The following is a 19,080-nucleotide window of genomic DNA, read 5'->3' on the forward strand; positions in this document are numbered from 1 at the left end:
AGTTAAGAGGCTAAAAAGGTTGAAGGGGCAATTAACTCTTTCTTTTCTCTCTAGACATTGCTTAAGCAAAGATTGGCAATACCCATCTAAGAATAATCTGTAGAGAGATTAGGGCAAAGAGGCCGGCAATCATATCATCGAGCATAATTCCAAAGCCTCCGGTAACTTTTGTGTCAGCTACTTTAATAGGCCAGGGTTTAAGAACATCAAAGAAGCGAAAGAGAAGGAAACCTAAAAGAATGCTACTCCAGGAGAGGGGCGCACCGAGCATTGTGATCCAAAATCCTACAAACTCATCCCACACAATTCCTCCATGATCATGAACACCTAATTCATCGCTCGCTTTTTGGCAGATCACAATTCCTATCAGGCTTGTTAAGAGGAGCATAAGGAGATAGAAGGGGAGCGAAAGCGTTAATGAGAAGATGATCCAGAAGGGAATGGCCATTAAAGTTCCCATCGTTCCAGGCGCAACGGGCGAAAGACCAGCCCCAAATCCTGAAGCTAAAATTTGCCATGGTGTTTTAAGGGTGATTTTAGGTTTCATTGGTAATCTCCTTTTAAGGAATATGGGGCAAGGGTAGTGGGAACTTTTCTGCGTTTAGTTTCGCTTAGTTGACTTTACTTAATAAAGTAATGTTCTCGGATAAATTTTAATTCATTGATCGACTCACGGATATCATCGAGTGCAAGGTGAGTATTTTTCTTCTCATAGGTGAGAGGATTGGGATACCAACGATTCACCACTTCTTTAAAGGAACTCACATCGATATTGCGATAGTGGCAAAATTGATCTAATGCCGGCATATATTTCTTCAGAAAGCGACGATCAGTCCCGATGCTATTTCCGCAGAGTGGTGATTTTCCGGCGGGAATCCATTGACTTGCAAATTCGATGGTTTCATTCATCGCATCTAAAACGGTGACATCGCTCTCCATGATCCGTTTCACTAAGCCTGAATTGCCGTGAGTTGTTTGGCACCAATCATCCATAAGGTCGAGGATCTCTTGAGGTTGGTAGATCGCAAGATTTGGGCCTTCCGCTAAGAGATTAAGATCTTTATCTGTAATGATTGATGCGATCTCAATAATATGATGAATCTCTTCATCAAGGCCGGTCATCTCAAGGTCGATCCAAAGTAGATTGCTCTCCGATTGCATATATATTCCTATCTTACATAAAGTAATTTAAATGATTTAAGTAATTCAAATAATTCAAGTGATTTAAAAAATTAAATAGAAGATCACGAAAGAGGCATTATACCGAAAAGAGAAGGGAGCGAGAATTAAAAAGGCAGAGACAATATTTGCTCTGCCTAATAGTGTTTTAATATATTGAGCTCACTCGCTTAATCATTTTTAAGAGCGATTAGCCACGAATAAAGACAATCTCGCCGGTGACATCATTCGGTTTGTAAGCATATCCTTCAAGATTAAATTTCTTGAGCTCTTGAAGATCGGTGATATTGTTTTCACTAACAAAGCGAGTCATTAAACCGCGTGCTTTTTTAGCATAGACACCAATCACCTTATATTCACCATTACTAAAGTCTTTAAAAATCGGTGTGACAACTCGCGCTTTTAATTTTTCAGGACGAACGACCTTAAAGTATTCATTAGAGGCGAGATTGATCACAACTTTTGCATCTACTTCATCGATGCGCTTGTTGAGATATTCAGTGACAAGATCTCCCCAGAATTCATAGAGATTCTTACCGCGGGGATTTGCTAAGGCCGTTCCCATCTCTAATCGGTAAGGAGCAATGAGATCTAAGGGGCGAATAGCACCATAAAGGCCCGATAAGATCGCTAAGTGACGATTGAGGAAGTTGACACATGCTTCTGGAAGATCGTAGGCAGAGAGCCCTTGATAGACATCACCATTGAAGAGATAGAGTGCAGGCTTTGCATTTTGTGAGGTAAAAGGAACCTCAAAGTCTCTAAAGCGCTCTACATTCTGCTCTGCAATTCGCTCCGATACTTTCATTAAGCTCTGAATCTCTTCGGTTGAGTATTGACGGAGAATATCGATCAAGATCGATGATTCTTGAAGCAATTCAGGTTGTTCAAGACTAGTAATCGGCGGCGGTGTATGTTCATCCAACATCTTTGCAGGAGAAAGTAAAAACAGCATAGTAATCCTCTTATTGTTGTTTTATGTTTAACTATCGAATGGGTGATGATTAAGTTGCACTGAAGGCTTCTGCGCGACCTGATTTTTAATCTATTTTATCATCTGCTTGCGATCTACCCTTTTCTATCAGAGTATCTCTTTTTGCTAAAAAATAAAAGAAAATTAAAGCAAGGAGATAGGCAATGATTGTGCTAACAAAGAGATCGATAGGGAAATGCATTCCTAGGCGTAGACGGCTGATCATCATCAATCCCGCCCAGAGAGTCATAACAATCATTGCCACTGTTGTTTTAGGATCTTTTTCTCGAGTCATAAAGCCAACGATAATAAAGGCCCACATCACTGCAAATATAGTATGACCTGATGGGAAAGAGTAGCCGGTCTCTGCTTCCCAATGTGACTTTAACCAGCGCGGGGTGATGGGATCATCTTTAACTGCAGCAGCAACGATAGCGCCACGTTCTTTTCGGGGGAGTTCATAAAAGGTCTCAATATCAACCTCTTGATCGACAACATAACTCATGTAAGGGCGAGGCTCTTCCCAGAGCACTTTAATGGTACTTTTAATGATCTGCGTACTTCCTTGAAGAAGGAAGACACTTAAGAAGATGATGACCCAATGATGTTGCAATTTTTTACAACGCATACTTAACCAGATCGCAAGTAGCAAGGAGGTTAAGAGCGCAAAGTAAGGTGCAGACCCAGACTCTGTAACAATAAAGAGGATAAAATCTATCACGGTATAGCTATGCAGTGGCGACCATTGCCAACCTAAAATCCACGCTAAAATGGGGATGAGAAGAAGCGCGACAAAGAGTAGAGAGAGATTACGAAAGAGGGTTTTATAGTTGTTCATCATAGAGTAGGTATCAAAATGTATCATTAAACAAAAAATTATTAATCAGAAATCATTTGATTAGAAGTCATTTGATTAGAAGTCATTTAATAAGAGGCATCAATAAGAGATATCAATAAGGGGGCATTGAAAGACCACAATCATACGATAATTATTGAAGTGCCGATGGCAGAAAAGAATGAAAGAAGAGATTAACGAAAATAGTTAAGTTCAAAGAGTCGGTCAAGTTGTTTTGCCACCCCATCTTCAATATTTTTGGCAACGATTCGATCAGGAAATTGTGCTTTAAGCGGTTCTGTTGCATTCTCCATAATATAGGGGTGAGCGACTAGTGAGAGAAGCTCTTTATCATTGAGTTGATCTCCAAAGGCGATACACTGTTTTGGATCGATTTTGAGGGCTTCTAATACATATTGCGCACCAACTGCCTTATTAATGCCTAGAGGCATAACTTCAAGATAGGTGGAAGAGGAGGTAGAGACCGATGCGCCATCGAAAAAATCATAAGCGATTGAGAGGTGGTCAGCGAGTTCCTCTTCAGGCAGAACAAAGAGTGCTTTTGTTAAGGTCTCATTAACCCAATCATGATTTGGGCAGAGAACTTCAAATCGTTCGCCGGGGCAGGTGTAGTGATGGGGGATACCATCCTTGGTGTAGATAATATTATTATGGTAGAAGATCGGGGGATATCGATATTCATTGGAGAAATGGAAAACCTGTTTTAAAACAGGTTTTGGAAGCGTTGCTTCATGTAGAATTATCTCTCTTTTAAAATCAAAGACGCGAGCACCATTGTAGTTGATGATATAGTCCGTGCCACCAATAGCTTTAGCAAAGGGGAGGCTGCCGGCAAAACTTCTTCCTGTACTGAAGATGATCTGAATCCCTTTCGATTTTAGTATCGTAAGAATCTCCTGAAGTGCCGGAGAGAGTGCATTATTATCATTGAGACTGGTGCCATCAAGGTCTAGAAAAATCGCTTTAAAGCTCATGAAAGATCCTTTTGTCGAGTGAAATGCATAAAAGAGAACTTGTAGAGTATAGAGTGATAGCGTGAAGGCGACAAGCGGTGATCAGATGATCTCTTTTATCCCTTTTCATTTCATCCTAGATCTAAATCTTGATCTAAATCGATTAATAGCGCTTTTAAGTTGGGCTTTTAATGATCGATATTATCGCTATATACTTGAAACTAATTTCTCATTTTAGTGCTAAATAGATTATAATAAGGCGGTAATAAAGCCGATCGATACTAGTCGGTAGCAGGCTTTATGTTACTATAGAGTCGGTTTCTTGTAGCGAGGAGCTCTGATAAAATAGAGAACTCATCATATAACGACGATAAGAACTAAAAAAGTGAGAACTAAAATGGCAAAAATGCAATCCCTTCAAGACCCGTTCCTGAACTTGCTTCGTAAAGAGCGTGTTCCGGTTTCTATCTTTTTAATCAATGGTATTAAGTTGCAAGGGCAGATTGAGTCCTTTGATCAATTTGTCATCCTATTGAGATCGAATGTGAGTCAGATGATCTATAAACATGCGGTGTCTACAATCGTCCCTGCGAGAAATGTTAATTTAAGCAGCGAAGTGGTAGGAGAAGTTGACGCTCCTATTGCTGAATAGCAGAGGTAAGGGTCTATCCTCTATTAATGAATCATATCGTAGAGCAATTTAGTCACGAAGATGACAGAGCAATCATCGTCTCTCTAGAGATGCCTGAAAGTGAAGAGGGGGATCTTGCAGAATTTAAGGAGTTAGTCACTTCTGCAGGTGTTGAGATTCTCTCCTGTATTACAGGAACTCGGCAAACCCCTCATCATAAATATTTTTTAGGAACCGGCAAAGCGGATGAAGTTCGTGTTGCTGTAGAGCAGAGCGATGCTAATGTTGTATTAATCAATCATGATTTAACGCCTAGTCAAAACCGCAATCTTGAAGAGTTGTGCGGTGTTCGAGTGGTTGACCGGACAGGCTTAATTTTAGATATCTTTGCCCAAAGAGCACAAAGCTTTGAGGGTAAGTTGCAGGTGGAATTAGCACAGCTAACTCGCTTATCAACGCGGTTAGTTCGTAAGCATACCAATCTATCCCAACAAAGAGGGGGCGCTGTAGGGCTACGAGGTCCTGGAGAGACTCGTCTTGAGATGGATCGGCGCGTTATTAGTGATCGTATCCGGCAGTTAAAAAAACGTCTTGAGAGCGTTACAAAGATGCGGGCGCAAGGGCGTATCTCTCGAGAGCGCAATGAAGTTCCTACTATTGCTTTAGTCGGCTACACCAATGCCGGGAAATCCTCCCTCTTCAATCGTCTCACCGCAGCCGGTGTCTATGTACAAGATCAGCTTTTTGCGACGCTCGATCCAACACATAGAGCATTAGATATCGAATTTGTGGGGCGCGCTGTTTTGGTCGATACGGTTGGATTTATCTCTAAACTTCCTCATGATCTTGTTGAAGCATTTAAATCGACATTGCAAGAAGCGGTTGAAGCCGACCTTCTTCTTGAGGTGATCGATGTTGCAGATCCTGAGAGAGATCTCAAAATGAGAGAAGTAACCTCTGTATTAGAGCAGATCGGTGCAGATGCGGTTCCACGATTACAAGTCTTTAATAAAATTGATCTAAAGCCCGATATTGAACCCCACTTTGAACTTTCAGAGACGGGTGTTGTGAAGGCTGTTTGGGTCTCTGCGGCTGAAGATATTGGTATCGATCTTCTTCTTGAAGGAATCGCTTCCCATTTTCAAAAGGAGCATCTCTCCATCAAATTGGAGCTTCCGCCTAGTGAAGGGCGTTTGCGAGCAGAACTTTATGCATTAGATGCCGTTAAATCGGAGCAGTTTGGGATCGAGGGCGAGTTTCTTTTAGATCTCTATGTTGCTCGATATCGAATTATGCGACTATTGAAGGAGCAACCAGAGGCGACTCCCTATTTCGAACAATATCTATAGGTGCAAATCGCGTAAAAAATTGGTATCTTGTCGAGTTGGTGTTAAACAGTTTCGGTAAGATCTGGAATCAAAGGGATTAAATGAAAAAAAATAACTTAGAGATGGCTTGGCAAGAGCCTAAAGATAGCCAACAAGGCGGATCATCAGGTAGTCCTCATGGAAATAATCAGCCGAATGATCAGCGACCTAAAAATGGCGCTGGCCCCGATCTTGACGAGATTTTTAAAAAGTTAGGTGGGGCTTTTCGTGGTAAAAAGGGAATGGGCGGTCATCGACATGGCGGTTATGGAAAATATATCGCTCTAGGCGGTGCTGTTCTGCTTTGTGGTTGGTTAGCAACAGGTTTTTATACAATCGATGCCGGTCAGAAAGGGGTTGAGCTTCTCTTAGGACAATACCATGCAACAAAAGATCCCGGTTTAAGATGGCGTCTACCTAATCCTATCGGTGATCATCGTATTATCGATATTCAGCGCCGTTTTTCACAAAAAATTGGCTCTACGGCAAAAGGTAATCGCCGCGCTGCAATGTTGACTAAAGATGAGAACTTGGTCGATGTTAGTGTTGAAGTTCAGTATCAGATCAATAACGATGATCCTTCACAATATTGGTTTACTTCAGTGGATCCTGATAAGACCTTAAAAGAGGTTGTCGATAGTGCAACGCGTGAGCGTGTTGGTCAAACCTCTCTCGATGACATTTTAACAGATGGCCGAGAGCAGCTCATGCAAGAGGTTAAAGAGCTTGCACAGAGTATCTTAGATAACTACCAGATCGGTCTTGTAATCACAAACGTGAACTTAGAGGATGCGCAAGCGCCGGCAGCGGTACAAGATGCCTTCTCAGATGCGATCCGTGCTCGTGAAGATGAGCAGAGTCGAATTAACCAGGCAAATGCATATCAGAGTAAAGTGCATGAAGAGGCACGCGGGGAAGCGGAGAGAATTCTTCGTCAGGCAGAAGCCTACCGAGAAAGTAAGATTGCTCAAGCCCGCGGGGAAGCAGAGCGTTTCAACCGTCTCTATTCAGCCTATGCGATAGCGCCAGAGGTGACCCGAGAGCGTCTCTATCTTGAGAATATGGAAGAGGTGTTACAAAACAGTAACAAACTCTATATGGGATCAGATAGTAATAATTTAATGATGCTTCCGCTCGATAAAATGACCGGTCCTTCAACAACGTCCGCGCCAACTAAAACGGAGAGACGAGAAGGGGCTGTTACCATTGAGGTGAAAGAGACAACGCCAACGCCGGAGAGTATTATTCAAAATCAACCTAACAATAATGTGAACGATCAGAGAAGTCGTGCGCGTTTCACTCGATAAGAGGGGAGAGAGAAAATGAGAATTGTAACTCGTATAGTTTTACCAATCGTCATTATTGCACTGCTTCTCTTAAGCACATCTTTAGTGATTGTTAAAGAGTGGGAAAAGGGGCTTCAACTCCGTTTTGGACGGATCGTTGCGGTCTATGATGAGCCAGGCATCTACTTTAAATTGCCCTTTATCGATAATGTGAGGATCTTCGATGGAAGAATTCAGACATTAGATACACCGCCAGAGCCATTTTTGACTTCAGAGAAGAAAAACTTAATTGTTGATACCTTCATTAAATGGCGTGTGATTGATCCGGAAGTTTACTACCAAAAAGTCTCGGGTAATCCGGGGATTTTTAATCGTCTTTTTGAACCGATTGTCAAAAACAACTTTAGAGCTGCCTTTGGTAAACGTGATGTACAGACAGTTGTTGGCGGAAATGTTACTTCTAAAGGGAGTAAGTATCGCGATGGTTCAAAGGTAATTGTTGTCGATAAGCCGAGCGATGCGCTCTCATTAGATCCTAAGACGCTAGAAGAGATTCATTCTGAAGATGTGGACATTGTCATTCGCAGTAAAGAGAATGTTGTGCCTGTTATTGCCGGGCAAGAGGTAGATCTTAACAATACGGTTCGTCAAGAGATTGAGAAGACGATCTTAGTTGCGCTCTCTGTTGAGGCTAAAGAGTATGGCGTTGAGATTATCGATGTTCGTATCAATGGCGTAGAGCTTCCAGATGATGTGACCGATAACGTCTTTAAGCGAATGAGAACAGAACGTGAGCGAGTTGCAACAGAGCTTCGTTCAAAAGGGGAAGCAGCCTACATTGAAAAGGTTGCAGAAGCTGATAGTAACCGAACCATTCTTTTGGCAAATGCTTATGAAGAAGCAGAGAAAATTCGCGGGGAAGGGGATGCCGAGGCTGCAACAATTTATGGTAAAGCTTATGGACAAGATCCCGATTTTTACTCCTTCTATCGTAGTTTAGAGGCGTATAAAAATGCATTCCAAAATGATGGAGATCTCTTAATTCTCGATCCAGAGAGTGATTTCTTTAAGCATTTTCAGCAGAAACAGTAAGACGTAATTGTGAATATTGTGAATTCAATATTGGATGTAACGTTAAATATTAGTTTCAATTTCACGCTGTCTATTTGTATCAATTTAAAGAGCGCGTTGCGCTAGATTCATTTTCATGAGGAAAACTTATAATGGGTAATAATGTTGTTATTATCGGGACGCAATGGGGCGACGAAGGTAAAGGAAAGATCGTTGACCTCTTAACAGATAAAGCAGAAGCTGTTGTTCGATTTCAAGGGGGGCATAATGCCGGGCATACTCTTGTTATCGATGGCGAGAAGACAGTTTTACGTCTAATTCCATCAGGAATTTTGCGTGAACATGTTACCTGTTATATCGGCAACGGTGTTGTACTCTCTCCTGAAGCACTCTTAAGTGAGATGGATGAGTTATTGAGTCGCGGTATCAATGTTGATGAGCGCTTAAAAATTTCAGAAGCTTGCCCATTAGTGATGCCTTATCATGTTGCGATTGATCAGGCGCGTGAAGAGAAGCTTGGTAAAAATAAGATCGGTACAACAGGAAGAGGAATCGGTCCTACTTATGAAGATAAAGTAGCGCGTCGAGCCGTCCGTGTTGCGGATCTCTTCTATCCTGAAGTTTTCCGTCAAAAGCTTGAAAGTGTGATGGAGTATCATAACTTTGTTCTTGTGAACTACCTTGGTAAAGAAGCGCTCTCTGTTGATAAAGTCTTTAATGATACGATGGAGCTGGCAAAACGTCTTCTACCATTAGTCACTGATGTCTCCTACGAGCTTAAGAAGTTAAGAGATCGTGGTGCTAAGGTGATGTTTGAAGGAGCACAAGGAACATTCCTAGATATCGATCATGGAACTTATCCTTTTGTAACATCTAGTAATACATCTGCCGGCGGTGCGGCTACCGGATCAGGCGTGGGACCATTAGCTTTAGATTATGTTTTAGGAATTGTTAAAGCTTATGTTACACGTGTTGGCTCAGGACCATTCCCAACAGAGTTAACTTGTGAAATTGGTCAAGGTTTAGCAAAACGTGGGCATGAGTTTGGTTCGGTAACAGGTCGTGCGCGTCGTTGTGGCTGGTTTGATGTTCCGGTATTAAAGCGTTCAATCGACATCAATAGCTTATCAGGAATCTGCTTAACGAAGTTAGATGTGTTAGATGGAATGGATGAGGTGAAGATCTGTACAGGCTATCAGTTAGATGGTGAAGTGGTCGATTATCCTCCTTATGGTGCAGAGAATTTTGCACGCTGTGAGCCGATCTATGAAACAATGCCGGGCTGGTCAGAGAGTACAGTTGGAGTAATGAGTTTTGATGCACTTCCCGTTGCGGCTCAGAACTATATTAAGCGTCTTGAAGAGCTTGTTAAGGTGCCGGTAGATATTATCTCTACAGGGCCTGATCGTAATGAGACATTAGTTTTAAGAGACCCTTTTGATTAGTAGATTAGTAGAAGATAATCGTAGAAGGTAATCCTGTAATGGAGTTAAAAGCTTTTAAAGCTTACGATATTCGGGGGGAATACCCCCTTGAGATTAATGAAGACCTAGCTTATAAGCTAGGTCTTGCATTTGTAGCGGAATATCGGGCTAAAGTGGTCGTTGTTGGGCATGATATTCGTCAAAGTAGTCCACAACTCTTTGCGAAATTAGTCGCCGGAATTTGTGATGCTGGTGCTAATGTTATTTCGTTAGATCTTTGTGGAACGGAAGAGATCTATTTCAATACGGTCTATCTTGAAGCCGATGGAGGTATTATGATTACCGCAAGCCATAATCCGAAGCATCACAATGGTTTTAAGCTCGTGGGCCGAGGCGCAGAGCCCATCAGTGGTTCTACTGGTCTTGAAGCTCTAAAGAATCGTATCTTGCAGGAGGATTTTGGTCCTTTTTCTCAAAAAGTGCCGGGAGACTTAACGCGCTTTCTCGATAAACAGCCCTATCTTCATGCTTTGTTAGCGACATCTTCATTTTCCTCGCAGTTGCGAGAGCCGCAATCATCACTCTCATCCCTATCATCTTTATCGCCAGTATCGTCAGTAGCGCCTTTAACCATAGTCTGTAATAGTGGTAATGGTTGTGCCGGCGCAATTGTGGACCTTCTTGAGCCGCATCTTCCTTATCGGCTTATTAAGGTTCATCATGAACCAGATGGTGCTTTTCCTAATGGAGTTCCCAATCCTCTTTTAGTGGAGCGTCGAGCAGCAACTCAAGAGGCGATATTAGCTAATAATGCAGATTTTGGTGTTGCTTGGGATGGGGATTTTGATCGCTGTTTTTTCTTTGATGAGAAGGGTAACTTTGTTGATAGCTCCTATATTGTAGGATTGTTGGCAACAGCACTTTTAGCTAAACATCCAAGTTCGACAATTGTGATCGATACAAGGCAGACTCTCAATAGTGAAGAGGCGATTGAGAAGGCAGGCGGTGAGGTGGTGATCTCTGCCGGTGGTCATTCGCCGATGAAGCGGAGTATGCGTGAGTTTAATGCGCTTTATGGTGGAGAGATGAGTGCACATCATTACTTTAGAGCATTCCATTATTGTGATTCAGGAATGATCCCTTTTCTTCTAATCTCTCAGCTTTTAGCAAAGAGCGATCAGACATTAGGAGCGCTCGTTGCAGCTGCAAGAAAACGTTATCCTTGTAGCGGAGAGTTGAACTATCTTGTAGTGGATTCTGACTTAGTGATCACGAAGATTGCTGATTATTTTAGAGGTGAGGCGATCTCCGAGGATTATCTTGATGGTTTAAGTTTACGTTTAGAAGATTCACGAATCAATGTGCGCGCTTCCAATACAGAGCCCTATTTACGGATTAATATTGAAGGAAGAGGCTCAACAGAGATCGTTAAGGCACGGCAAAAAGAGATCGAGCAGCTATTGACCCCCTATTTACAATCTTCTTTATAAATAAAAACCCACAAATAAAAACCCACAAATAAAAATTCATAAATAAAAACCCATAAATGAAAATGCCGGCACTTAAAGCCGGCATCTCTACAATTAGGAGTTATGGTAATAATTTAAAGAGCGCATAAGCGATCACAATCGCTAAAATTGTCGGAAAGAGGGCCCCCAGTAGCGGAGAGAATCCGGAGATAAGGATAAAGTGTCCTAACATCTGTGTTGTTAAGTAGATAATGAGCCCCAAAATAACCCCGATCAAGATGCGCTCACCAATTCCTTGTCGTCTCTGCTGAGCAAAGACGAGCGGTGCAGCGATAAGGATCATTGAGATATTGGTTAAAGGATTGAAGACCTTCGACCAAAAAGCAAGGCGATATTCACTACTATCGAGATTATTCTCTTCGAGATAGTTAATAAAACGCCATAGACTCTGGCTCGATTGATATTCTGGGTCACTAATGAGTGCCGTTAAGGCCGCCTGATCAATATGGGTCTCTATTTTAAAGTCTTTTAGATTCTCTTTAGTGATTTGGCGCTCACTAAAAGTGATCGCAGAGAGTGAAGGAATCACCCAATGATCGCCTTCAAGTGTCATATGATCAGCTCTCATAATCTGTTTTAGATAATTATCTTCAGGCTTATAAATTGTGATATTGCGCAGGGAGAGATCACGCATTGATCTCACTTCAATAATATAACCGCCATCAATCGCCCAAAATCCCTTCCCAACACTGCTCTTATGACTCACTTCAAGTGCTCTTTCATGGGTCTCTGGAACAATATATTCACCGATTAAGACAACGCCAAGACTTAAGATTAGAGTAGTATAGATCGCTCCTTTTAGTGTGCGAGCTTTACTAAATCCAGCGGTTCTAATAGCGGTTAACTCATTGTGGCTAGCTAGTTGCCCCAAACCGAGGAGTGTTCCTAAGAGTAATGCCATTGGAAAGATACGATAGATGCGCGCCGGCATATCGTAGAGCAGATAGAGCAACATGTCGGTGACAACATATTGATCATCAAGGTCTTGCAGCTCATTTAGAAAGGTAAAAAAGGTCTCAATAATAACGAGAAGCAGAAGACAGAGCAGGGTAAAGAAGAGGGAGGTCTTTAAGGTATATCGATCAATTTTTATCATATTATCCTCGCGATAACGATCTGTCGCCCACGATGGGATTTTGGCTATTTAGGGTTCTCATAATTGGGTCTCCTTGTAATTCTTAATTATCTCTTAGCGATATTGATGGGAGCTCTCTTGAATCATTTTTAGAGATATTATTAGAGAGATCTGTTGTAACGCCGGTAGACAATGTAGGCGAAGATAAACATGATGAGCTGAATCCACCAAATGCCTAAGTCGGGATTGATTTTGCCACTCTTGATCCATGAGAGACCAATACCTAAGAAGTTGAAGTAGAAGACATAGAAGATGACCCCTACAATTAACTTATTGAAACGCCCCTCTCTTGGTCGAGAGTGAGAGAGCGCCGGGATTAAGAGAATCAGAAGATAGATTGAGATCGGTCCTGAAAGGCGTCGCTGTAACTCTCGCTTCTCATCTACCGTTGTGCCGGTAATAACATCGTGAGCACTCCAGGCAATCGCTTTCGGCCAAGCATCACTACTCTCTGTATCGAGACGAATTCGTAAGCTATCGAAGAAGAGAACCTCTGAAAAATCAGCATTAGTCGTGGTTCTTGATCCCTCTTCTAAGATGACAAAGCGGGTATTATCCTCATTGATCTGTTGCGTCCCTTTTTCGGCAATGGTGATGGTGTGATGACCATTAGCTTCATTGGTTTTGATAAAGATTTTATTAAGTGTCCCATCTTCAGCATTGATCGATTGGACATAGATGGTCTGCTTTCCCCGAGCAAATTCTTGGAATACGCCCGGTTTTAAAATTGTTAGTTGCGCCTCTTCGCGCGCCTTTTTTAAGACCACTTCCTGGATCTGAGCAATCTCCGGTACAATCCAGAAGTTTAAGATTAAAATTAGAAAACTGAGAGGAATACCGATCTGCAATAAGATGCGGTAGAGCCGTTTAACCGGCATCCCTAAAGCATAAAATGCCGTCATTTCGCTATCTTTGTAGAGTCTGCCAAATGCCAAAATAGAGGCGAGAAGAAAGCTTAAAGGGAGAAGTTCTGTGATAAAGCGGACAACTTGAAGACCTAGAAGGGAGATAACCGCAGATTGGGATAATGTGCCATTGATTACTTGGTTAAGGTAGAAGGCTAATCGCTGCACGAGAAGGATAGAGATCAGTACAAGAAGTACTGCTGCGAAGGTAGACAAGATCTCTCGTCGAATATAGCGATTAATGAGGCTCATATCATTACTATTCCATAATTTAAGGGACCTAAGATAGGTCGCTGAAAGTGTAGATCGCTCTTAAGTGAGAAGCAGAAACGGCTCATTGCTCTTGATTGCGCGCTGATTGTTCTAGTTGTTATTCTAGTTATCGCGCTATTGATTGAACTTGATCGCTTCTGATTCCCACCTCTGATTTTATATTTAAGATGTGTAAGAAGAGATTATAACGCCTCTTCATCCACCTGTTTTCGTTCTCTGTAGAACTGCTCATAATATTGCTCAAAAGTTCCGGCATCGATATGATCGCGGATCTGTTGCATATGCCAGAGGAAATAGTGCAAATTATGAATACTTGCTAAATGAGCACCTAAGAGCTCTTTTGTGCGGATGAGATGACGGAGATAGGAGCGACTAAAGTTTTGACAGGTATAGCAACTACAAGTCTCATCAAGGGGGCGCGTATCGAGATCATAGCGAGCATTTTTGATACGGATATCACCAAAGCGGGTAAAAAGATGGCCATTTCGAGCATTGCGTGTCGGAATGACGCAGTCAAACATATCGACGCCACGTTTAACGCCCTCAATAAGATCCTCCGGTTTCCCTACACCCATAAGATAACGAGGCTTATCTTTAGGCATCTTAGGATCGAGGAATTCTAAGATGCGATCTCGTTCCTCTTTAGGTTCACCCACCGCTAAGCCACCGATAGCATATCCATTAAATTCGATCTCTTGAAGCGCATCGAGAGATTGTTCCCGAAGATCTTCATACATACTTCCTTGGACAATGCCAAAAAGCGCATTGGGGTTCTCGCCGGCAACAAAAGCATCTTTAGAACGCTTTGCCCAGCGCATGGAGAGCTCCATCGATCTTTTCGCCTCATCATAAGTAGCAGGATAGGGTGTACACTCATCGAAAGCCATAACGATATCAGATCCTAATACACGTTGGATCTCCATCGATTTTTCAGGATCGAGAAAGAGTTTTTCACCATTGAAAGGAGAGCGGAAAGTGACACCTTTCTCCTCAATTTTTCGAAGCTCGGCCAGTGAGAAGACCTGAAACCCTCCAGAATCGGTTAAGATCGGTTTATCCCATTGCATAAAATCATGAAGATCCCCATGAGCGCGGATAACATCTAGCCCCGGTCTTAACCAGAGATGGAAGGTGTTGCCGAGGATGATCTGTGCATTCATCTCTTTAAGATTTTGTGGGGTCACCCCTTTTACTGTGGCAATTGTCCCGACCGGCATAAAGATAGGGGTCTCGATCGTTCCACGTTCAAAAGTAATTCGACCACGGCGAGCAGCGCCATCGGTCTTTAAAAGTTCAAATTTCATTGCTACCTTATTTTTCCATAATTTTAATGCTATCATTTTACCGCTAAACAGTAAGAAATGCAGATATTCATTGGGCAATGAATTATCGCACATAACCCCCTACATCGTCGGCAAAATATCGTGTTGGTAGATCTTGTAAAGGGGGGATGCGAATGATCGCTTATCAATGGATATTATCTAAGAGAGATAATTAAGAAGGGTTATATGGGGCATACAGTACAGGTTAGCTTTTATGTCTTACCGACAAGCAATGAAGCTGCGCGGCAGAAATTATTATTGAAGATATTGGAGAAAGCCTATCTAGCAGAAGAGCCGGCATTACTCTATAGCGATAATCAGGAGCTGATCCATTTTTTAGATCGAAAATTGTGGGAACTTCCCAATATCGATTTTCTTCCTCATGCGGTCATTAACTCTGAAGATGATATTAATGAGGCTGATTTTATCTATCTCTCCGATAAGATGTGGCCGATGCCTAATCGATCCTTGATTATTAATATTCATCCTTTTGTTCCAGAGGATGTTAAAAATGGGCTCTATCCTCGTGTTTTTGAGGTGATTACACAAGATCCACAAATATTGGAAGAGAGCCGAAATCGTTATCGGCTCTATCGTCAATTAGGTTTTCAGATTCAGACTCATAAGTTGTAGTGTTACTGGGGCTGATTACTCTCGATCATCTCTTTGGCATGTTGGAAGGTTGCCTCAGTCAATTTTACACCGCCAAGCATGCGCGCAATCTCATCAATACGCCCTTTGGCATCGAGCGCACGTATTGCGGTTGTTGTACTATTCTCCCCTTTGCTTTTAGCGACAACAAAGTGGTGATGGCCAAAACTTGCCACTTGAGGCAAATGGGTAACACAGAAGACTTGACGCCCGATACTGAGTTCTTGTAGATAGCGGCCGATCATCTCTGCAACAGCCCCTCCAACGCCGGTATCAACCTCATCGAAGATCAAAGTCGGTAGGGAAGAGCGCATACTTAGAATTACAGAGATGGCTAAGCTAATACGAGCAAGCTCCCCTCCGGAAGCAACTCTCCCTAAGGGTTGAAGGGGTTGGCCGGGATTGGCGGAAACATTGAATTCAACAGCTTCATTCCCATAAGGATGGTAAGGATTATTTGGATGGAGATGGATGGCAAATTTCCCCCCTTCCATCGCTAAACCTTGCATCGATTGGGTAATTTTGAGATTGAGTTCATCGATCGCTTCAAGCCGCTTTTGGGTGATCTCATCTGCCATCTTTTGCCAGCGGATTTTCATCTGTGAAATCTTCTGCTCAAGCTCTTCAATTACCTCTTCAGAGACATCTTGCGTACTAAGCTCATGTTCGAGCTCTTGTTGCTTTGTTAAGAGGTTGATAGGGTCAATACGATGTTTCCGTGCTAGGCTATTGAGCTCCTGCATACGGCTTTCAACTTGACGCAGCTCTTCTTGATCAAAGCCTTCATGATCCATTCTCGCATTGAGTTCATTCTCCGATTCACTGCAGAGGATAAGAGCATTATCGATCATCTCCTTGATATCTTTAACGCTAGGATCAAAGTTTTCAATTGTCTGTAATGATTGTTCAAGCTGAGCTAATTTTCGGGTAATGCCATACTCATCATCACTTAGATAGTTGATCGCCTCCTCTAATGCGGCAATTCTCAATTCAAAATTATTAAGGTGATCGAAACGCTCATTGATCGCTTCCCACTCCCCTTCTTGCGGCTTGATGCTCTTAAATTCTGCAAGTTGGAATTTTAGAAAATTGATCCGATCTTGTGTGCTCTCATCACGATTTTTAAGTTCATTGAGTTTACTCTCTAACGTCTGCATCTCGCGAGTAAAGATCGCTAACTCATCTACTTCATCAAGGCAACCGGCATATTGATCGACAAGATGGCGTTGTGCATTTGCTCGTGTTAAGGATTGGTGAGCATGTTGCCCATGAATATCGACTAAACGCTCGCCGATACTTTTAAGAGCATGGAGAGGCATTGCACGGCCATTAATAAAACCGCGTGTACGACCACTGCTTGAGATAACGCGGCGTAAAATACAAAGATCATCATCAAAGCCGATGGCATTTTCAGTAAGCCACGCTTTCGCTCTTGGAATCTTGGAGATATCGAAGGTGGCAATCACCTCACCTTGGGCTTCTCCCTGATAGATCATTGTGCTATCTGCCTTCCCGCCTAACACAATTGAGAGGGCATCGACAGTTAAAGATTTCCCCGCACCTGTTTCACCACTGATCACCGTTAAATTAGGGGAGAAGTCGAGCTGTAGCTCCTCAATAATGGCAAAGTTTTTTACATAGAGGTCAATTAGCATCGCGATCTCCTTAGCCGTTTATGGCTGTTATTTCGAGAGTTATTGGGAAAGTTGTTCGGGATATTGTTGGGAAAATTACTTAGCGCTATTTTGAATAGCGGTGATGATGGCATCGAGGTCGAGAGGACTTTTATAGATCTCTCCTTGCCATTGAATCACTGGAATAAACCAGCCATAAGCTTCAACTAATGCATCATCATGAACAATATCGATATATTGATACGAGATCCCTTCTTGTTGTAAACGATCTTCTACCGCCTCACAGAGTTGACAATCTAAGGTGCTATAGAGCACTACGTTGTGGGTTTGATTCGCCATACTAATTACACTCTTCTATAATTTATGCCAATGGTGATCTGAATAATTGAGCATCGCGATATTGGTCGCGATAATTGATGCTTAGTTTACTCAATCATCGCTCAAACGACAATAAAAATATTGCTTAAATGTAATATTTGTAATGTTTGTAATGTTGTCAATATTTGTCATATTTGTAACATGTGCAATATCCCAATTTCCCAATCTCCCAGTCTCTCAACATTTAAATTTTATACTTCTCTTTGACCTTGATAATGGGTAAAAGTTGAAATTGGGAAAATAAGAGGAGCGGAATCAGTTATAATTGTCTCCATTTATGAGGCACTATTTTGCCACTAATTGAATAGACGCTAAGAAAGGATATGTTAATGAAAAGTGAGCGTGAAGATTATATCTCTCGAGCAAAGAAGGTCTTAACGATTGAGGCTGAAGCGGTATTAGCCCTGCAATCAGAGATTGATGATAATTTTCTTCAGATCTGTGAACGCTTGAAGGAGTGTCAGGGTCGCATTGTTGTGACAGGAATGGGTAAGTCAGGGCATATTGGAAATAAAATTGCGGCAACGATGGCAAGTACAGGAACGCCCTCTTTCTTTCTTCATCCGGCAGAAGCAAGTCATGGCGATCTTGGAATGATTACCGAAGATGATGTGGTTCTTGCGCTCTCAAATTCCGGCGAGACCGATGAGATCATTGCGATTTTGCCGATTCTTTCACGGAGAAACATTCCATTAGTTGCAATGACAGGGAATCAGCATTCGACATTAGCTCGATCGGCAGATTACCATCTCTTGGTGCAGGTTGAAAAAGAGGCTTGTCCGCTCAATTTAGCCCCGACCGCGAGTACCACAGCAGCACTGGCGATGGGAGATGCTTTGGCAGTAACGCTGCTAGAGATGCGAGGATTTACCTCGGAAGATTTTGCCTTCTCTCATCCCGGAGGTAAATTGGGGCGTCGCTTACTTCTGCGTGTAGCCGATATTATGGCGCCTTTTGAGGAGTTAGCAGCACTTCCTGAATCCACGGCATTAACAGATACGCTTCTTGCAATGACACAAAAACCACTCGGGGTCTCTGTTGCGGTAGATCAAGATCAGATGCTTTTAGGGGTCTTTACAGAGGGGGATCTACGTCGCTCTTTAATGACAGGTCGAGATATCCATGAATTAACATTGGGCGACTGTATTACACGCACACCCTATATTATTGCCCCAGATGCATTAGCGGTAGATGCCGTTCATCTTATGGAGACAAAGCGAATTACAGCCCTTCCTGTTGTGGCAGAGGGTCGAGTACTTGGGGTTATCAATATGCATCATCTTCTTCAAGCGCGTGTAATTTAGGTATCGGTCGGGTATCAGGTATCAGGTATCAGGTATCAGGTATCAGGCATCAGGTATTCGGTATTAGATAGATATTAGATGTTAGATCAGGATATTGATGAGAAACGCTTTCTCATTTCGATCATTGCGCTATCGATGGCAAAAAATTAGCGCTGAAGATTGAGAGAACTGAGAGATTTGAGAGATCTTAGATAAGTGGGAAAGTAAGT

General features: G+C 42.3%; 18 protein-coding genes. 8 read left to right on the plus strand and 10 right to left on the minus strand.

Going from position 1 to position 19,080, the window contains the following annotated elements; genetic code table 11:
* Positions 1-61: 61 nt before the first annotated feature.
* The 5 genes from DC077_RS04040 to DC077_RS04060 all read right to left on the minus strand — a co-directional run bounded on the left by DC077_RS04040 (position 62) and on the right by DC077_RS04060 (position 3,982).
* Positions 62-547, minus strand: a complete 486-nt coding sequence (locus DC077_RS04040; RefSeq protein ID WP_109200794.1) for a phosphatidylglycerophosphatase A family protein — start codon at positions 545-547, stop codon at positions 62-64.
* A 74-nt stretch (positions 548-621) separates the two neighbouring features.
* Positions 622-1,161 (minus strand): oligoribonuclease, encoded by a 540-nt coding sequence (gene orn / locus DC077_RS04045; RefSeq protein WP_109200793.1) that lies wholly within the window; start codon positions 1,159-1,161, stop codon positions 622-624.
* Positions 1,162-1,369: 208 nt separating this feature from the next.
* Positions 1,370-2,134, minus strand: a complete 765-nt coding sequence (gene yaaA / locus DC077_RS04050) for a peroxide stress protein YaaA (protein ID WP_109200792.1) — start codon at positions 2,132-2,134, stop codon at positions 1,370-1,372.
* Positions 2,135-2,219: 85 nt separating this feature from the next.
* The gene (locus tag DC077_RS04055) at positions 2,220-2,993 is read right to left on the minus strand and encodes a phosphatase PAP2 family protein (RefSeq protein WP_157953481.1); all 774 of its coding nucleotides are present in this window, start codon (positions 2,991-2,993) and stop codon (positions 2,220-2,222) included.
* Between the two features lie 188 nt (positions 2,994-3,181).
* Entirely contained in the window at positions 3,182-3,982 is an 801-nt protein-coding gene (locus DC077_RS04060; RefSeq protein WP_109200790.1) for a Cof-type HAD-IIB family hydrolase, read from the minus strand.
* Positions 3,983-4,358: 376 nt separating this feature from the next.
* Between DC077_RS04060 and hfq the strand changes: the two genes are divergently transcribed.
* The 6 genes from hfq to DC077_RS04090 all read left to right on the plus strand — a co-directional run bounded on the left by hfq (position 4,359) and on the right by DC077_RS04090 (position 11,230).
* Positions 4,359-4,613 carry an RNA chaperone Hfq gene (gene hfq / locus DC077_RS04065; protein WP_094566761.1) on the plus strand — a complete coding sequence of 85 codons (255 nt, stop codon included), beginning with the start codon at positions 4,359-4,361 and terminating at the stop codon, positions 4,611-4,613.
* Between the two features lie 26 nt (positions 4,614-4,639).
* A complete protein-coding gene (gene hflX, locus DC077_RS04070; protein WP_109200789.1) occupies positions 4,640-5,941 on the plus strand; it encodes a ribosome rescue GTPase HflX in 1,302 nt (433 codons plus the stop codon).
* An 80-nt stretch (positions 5,942-6,021) separates the two neighbouring features.
* Positions 6,022-7,266, plus strand: a complete 1,245-nt coding sequence (gene hflK / locus DC077_RS04075; protein WP_109200788.1) for an FtsH protease activity modulator HflK — start codon at positions 6,022-6,024, stop codon at positions 7,264-7,266.
* Between the two features lie 15 nt (positions 7,267-7,281).
* Positions 7,282-8,337 (plus strand): protease modulator HflC, encoded by a 1,056-nt coding sequence (gene hflC, locus DC077_RS04080; protein ID WP_109200787.1) that lies wholly within the window; start codon positions 7,282-7,284, stop codon positions 8,335-8,337.
* A gap of 131 nt (positions 8,338-8,468) precedes the next feature.
* Positions 8,469-9,761 (plus strand): adenylosuccinate synthase, encoded by a 1,293-nt coding sequence (locus DC077_RS04085; RefSeq protein ID WP_109200786.1) that lies wholly within the window; start codon positions 8,469-8,471, stop codon positions 9,759-9,761.
* Positions 9,762-9,799: 38 nt separating this feature from the next.
* Complete coding sequence (locus tag DC077_RS04090; protein WP_109200785.1) at positions 9,800-11,230, plus strand: phosphomannomutase/phosphoglucomutase; 1,431 nt, start codon at positions 9,800-9,802, stop codon at positions 11,228-11,230.
* Positions 11,231-11,330: 100 nt separating this feature from the next.
* Here DC077_RS04090 and lptG read toward each other — a convergent pair whose 3' ends face one another.
* The 3 genes from lptG to tgt all read right to left on the minus strand — a co-directional run bounded on the left by lptG (position 11,331) and on the right by tgt (position 14,886).
* Positions 11,331-12,365, minus strand: coding sequence for an LPS export ABC transporter permease LptG (gene lptG, locus DC077_RS04095; protein ID WP_109200784.1), 1,035 nt, complete (start codon positions 12,363-12,365; stop codon positions 11,331-11,333).
* Positions 12,366-12,505: 140 nt separating this feature from the next.
* The gene (gene lptF / locus DC077_RS04100) at positions 12,506-13,561 is read right to left on the minus strand and encodes an LPS export ABC transporter permease LptF (protein WP_109200783.1); all 1,056 of its coding nucleotides are present in this window, start codon (positions 13,559-13,561) and stop codon (positions 12,506-12,508) included.
* A 203-nt stretch (positions 13,562-13,764) separates the two neighbouring features.
* Positions 13,765-14,886, minus strand: coding sequence for a tRNA guanosine(34) transglycosylase Tgt (tgt, locus tag DC077_RS04105; RefSeq protein WP_109200782.1), 1,122 nt, complete (start codon positions 14,884-14,886; stop codon positions 13,765-13,767).
* Between the two features lie 204 nt (positions 14,887-15,090).
* Between tgt and DC077_RS04110 the strand changes: the two genes are divergently transcribed.
* Positions 15,091-15,537 (plus strand): DNA polymerase III subunit chi, encoded by a 447-nt coding sequence (locus DC077_RS04110; RefSeq protein WP_109200781.1) that lies wholly within the window; start codon positions 15,091-15,093, stop codon positions 15,535-15,537.
* Between the two features lie 2 nt (positions 15,538-15,539).
* Here the strand turns inward: DC077_RS04110 and recN are convergent, their stop codons facing one another.
* Positions 15,540-17,210: a DNA repair protein RecN gene (recN, locus tag DC077_RS04115; RefSeq protein ID WP_109200780.1), complete on the minus strand. Its 1,671-nt coding sequence runs from the start codon at positions 17,208-17,210 to the stop codon at positions 15,540-15,542.
* 75 nt (positions 17,211-17,285) lie between these two features.
* Positions 17,286-17,528 (minus strand): glutaredoxin family protein, encoded by a 243-nt coding sequence (locus tag DC077_RS04120; RefSeq protein ID WP_109200779.1) that lies wholly within the window; start codon positions 17,526-17,528, stop codon positions 17,286-17,288.
* 368 nt (positions 17,529-17,896) lie between these two features.
* Here DC077_RS04120 and DC077_RS04125 point away from each other — a divergent pair, with 368 nt between their 5' ends.
* A complete protein-coding gene (locus DC077_RS04125) occupies positions 17,897-18,871 on the plus strand; it encodes a KpsF/GutQ family sugar-phosphate isomerase (protein ID WP_192874916.1) in 975 nt (324 codons plus the stop codon).
* Positions 18,872-19,080: the final 209 nt, after the last annotated feature.

Origin of the sequence: Ignatzschineria cameli, from assembly GCF_003121895.1 — a bacterium.
Lineage (GTDB): Bacteria > Pseudomonadota > Gammaproteobacteria > Cardiobacteriales > Wohlfahrtiimonadaceae > Ignatzschineria > Ignatzschineria cameli.

Excerpts from the sequence above, each read along its gene's own strand:
- DC077_RS04040 (WP_109200794.1), bottom strand. The coding sequence starts at position 547 with ATGAAACCTAAAATCACCCTTAAAACACCATGGCAAATTTTAGCTTCA.
- orn (WP_109200793.1), bottom strand. The coding sequence starts at position 1,161 with ATGCAATCGGAGAGCAATCTACTTTGGATCGACCTTGAGATGACCGGC.
- yaaA (WP_109200792.1), bottom strand. The coding sequence starts at position 2,134 with ATGCTGTTTTTACTTTCTCCTGCAAAGATGTTGGATGAACATACACCG.
- DC077_RS04055 (WP_157953481.1), bottom strand. The coding sequence starts at position 2,993 with ATGATGAACAACTATAAAACCCTCTTTCGTAATCTCTCTCTACTCTTT.
- DC077_RS04060 (WP_109200790.1), bottom strand. The coding sequence starts at position 3,982 with ATGAGCTTTAAAGCGATTTTTCTAGACCTTGATGGCACCAGTCTCAAT.
- hfq (WP_094566761.1), top strand. The coding sequence starts at position 4,359 with ATGGCAAAAATGCAATCCCTTCAAGACCCGTTCCTGAACTTGCTTCGT.
- hflX (WP_109200789.1), top strand. The coding sequence starts at position 4,640 with ATGAATCATATCGTAGAGCAATTTAGTCACGAAGATGACAGAGCAATC.
- hflK (WP_109200788.1), top strand. The coding sequence starts at position 6,022 with ATGAAAAAAAATAACTTAGAGATGGCTTGGCAAGAGCCTAAAGATAGC.
- hflC (WP_109200787.1), top strand. The coding sequence starts at position 7,282 with ATGAGAATTGTAACTCGTATAGTTTTACCAATCGTCATTATTGCACTG.
- DC077_RS04085 (WP_109200786.1), top strand. The coding sequence starts at position 8,469 with ATGGGTAATAATGTTGTTATTATCGGGACGCAATGGGGCGACGAAGGT.
- DC077_RS04090 (WP_109200785.1), top strand. The coding sequence starts at position 9,800 with ATGGAGTTAAAAGCTTTTAAAGCTTACGATATTCGGGGGGAATACCCC.
- lptG (WP_109200784.1), bottom strand. The coding sequence starts at position 12,365 with ATGATAAAAATTGATCGATATACCTTAAAGACCTCCCTCTTCTTTACC.
- lptF (WP_109200783.1), bottom strand. The coding sequence starts at position 13,561 with ATGAGCCTCATTAATCGCTATATTCGACGAGAGATCTTGTCTACCTTC.
- tgt (WP_109200782.1), bottom strand. The coding sequence starts at position 14,886 with ATGAAATTTGAACTTTTAAAGACCGATGGCGCTGCTCGCCGTGGTCGA.
- DC077_RS04110 (WP_109200781.1), top strand. The coding sequence starts at position 15,091 with ATGGGGCATACAGTACAGGTTAGCTTTTATGTCTTACCGACAAGCAAT.
- recN (WP_109200780.1), bottom strand. The coding sequence starts at position 17,210 with ATGCTAATTGACCTCTATGTAAAAAACTTTGCCATTATTGAGGAGCTA.
- DC077_RS04120 (WP_109200779.1), bottom strand. The coding sequence starts at position 17,528 with ATGGCGAATCAAACCCACAACGTAGTGCTCTATAGCACCTTAGATTGT.
- DC077_RS04125 (WP_192874916.1), top strand. The coding sequence starts at position 17,897 with ATGAAAAGTGAGCGTGAAGATTATATCTCTCGAGCAAAGAAGGTCTTA.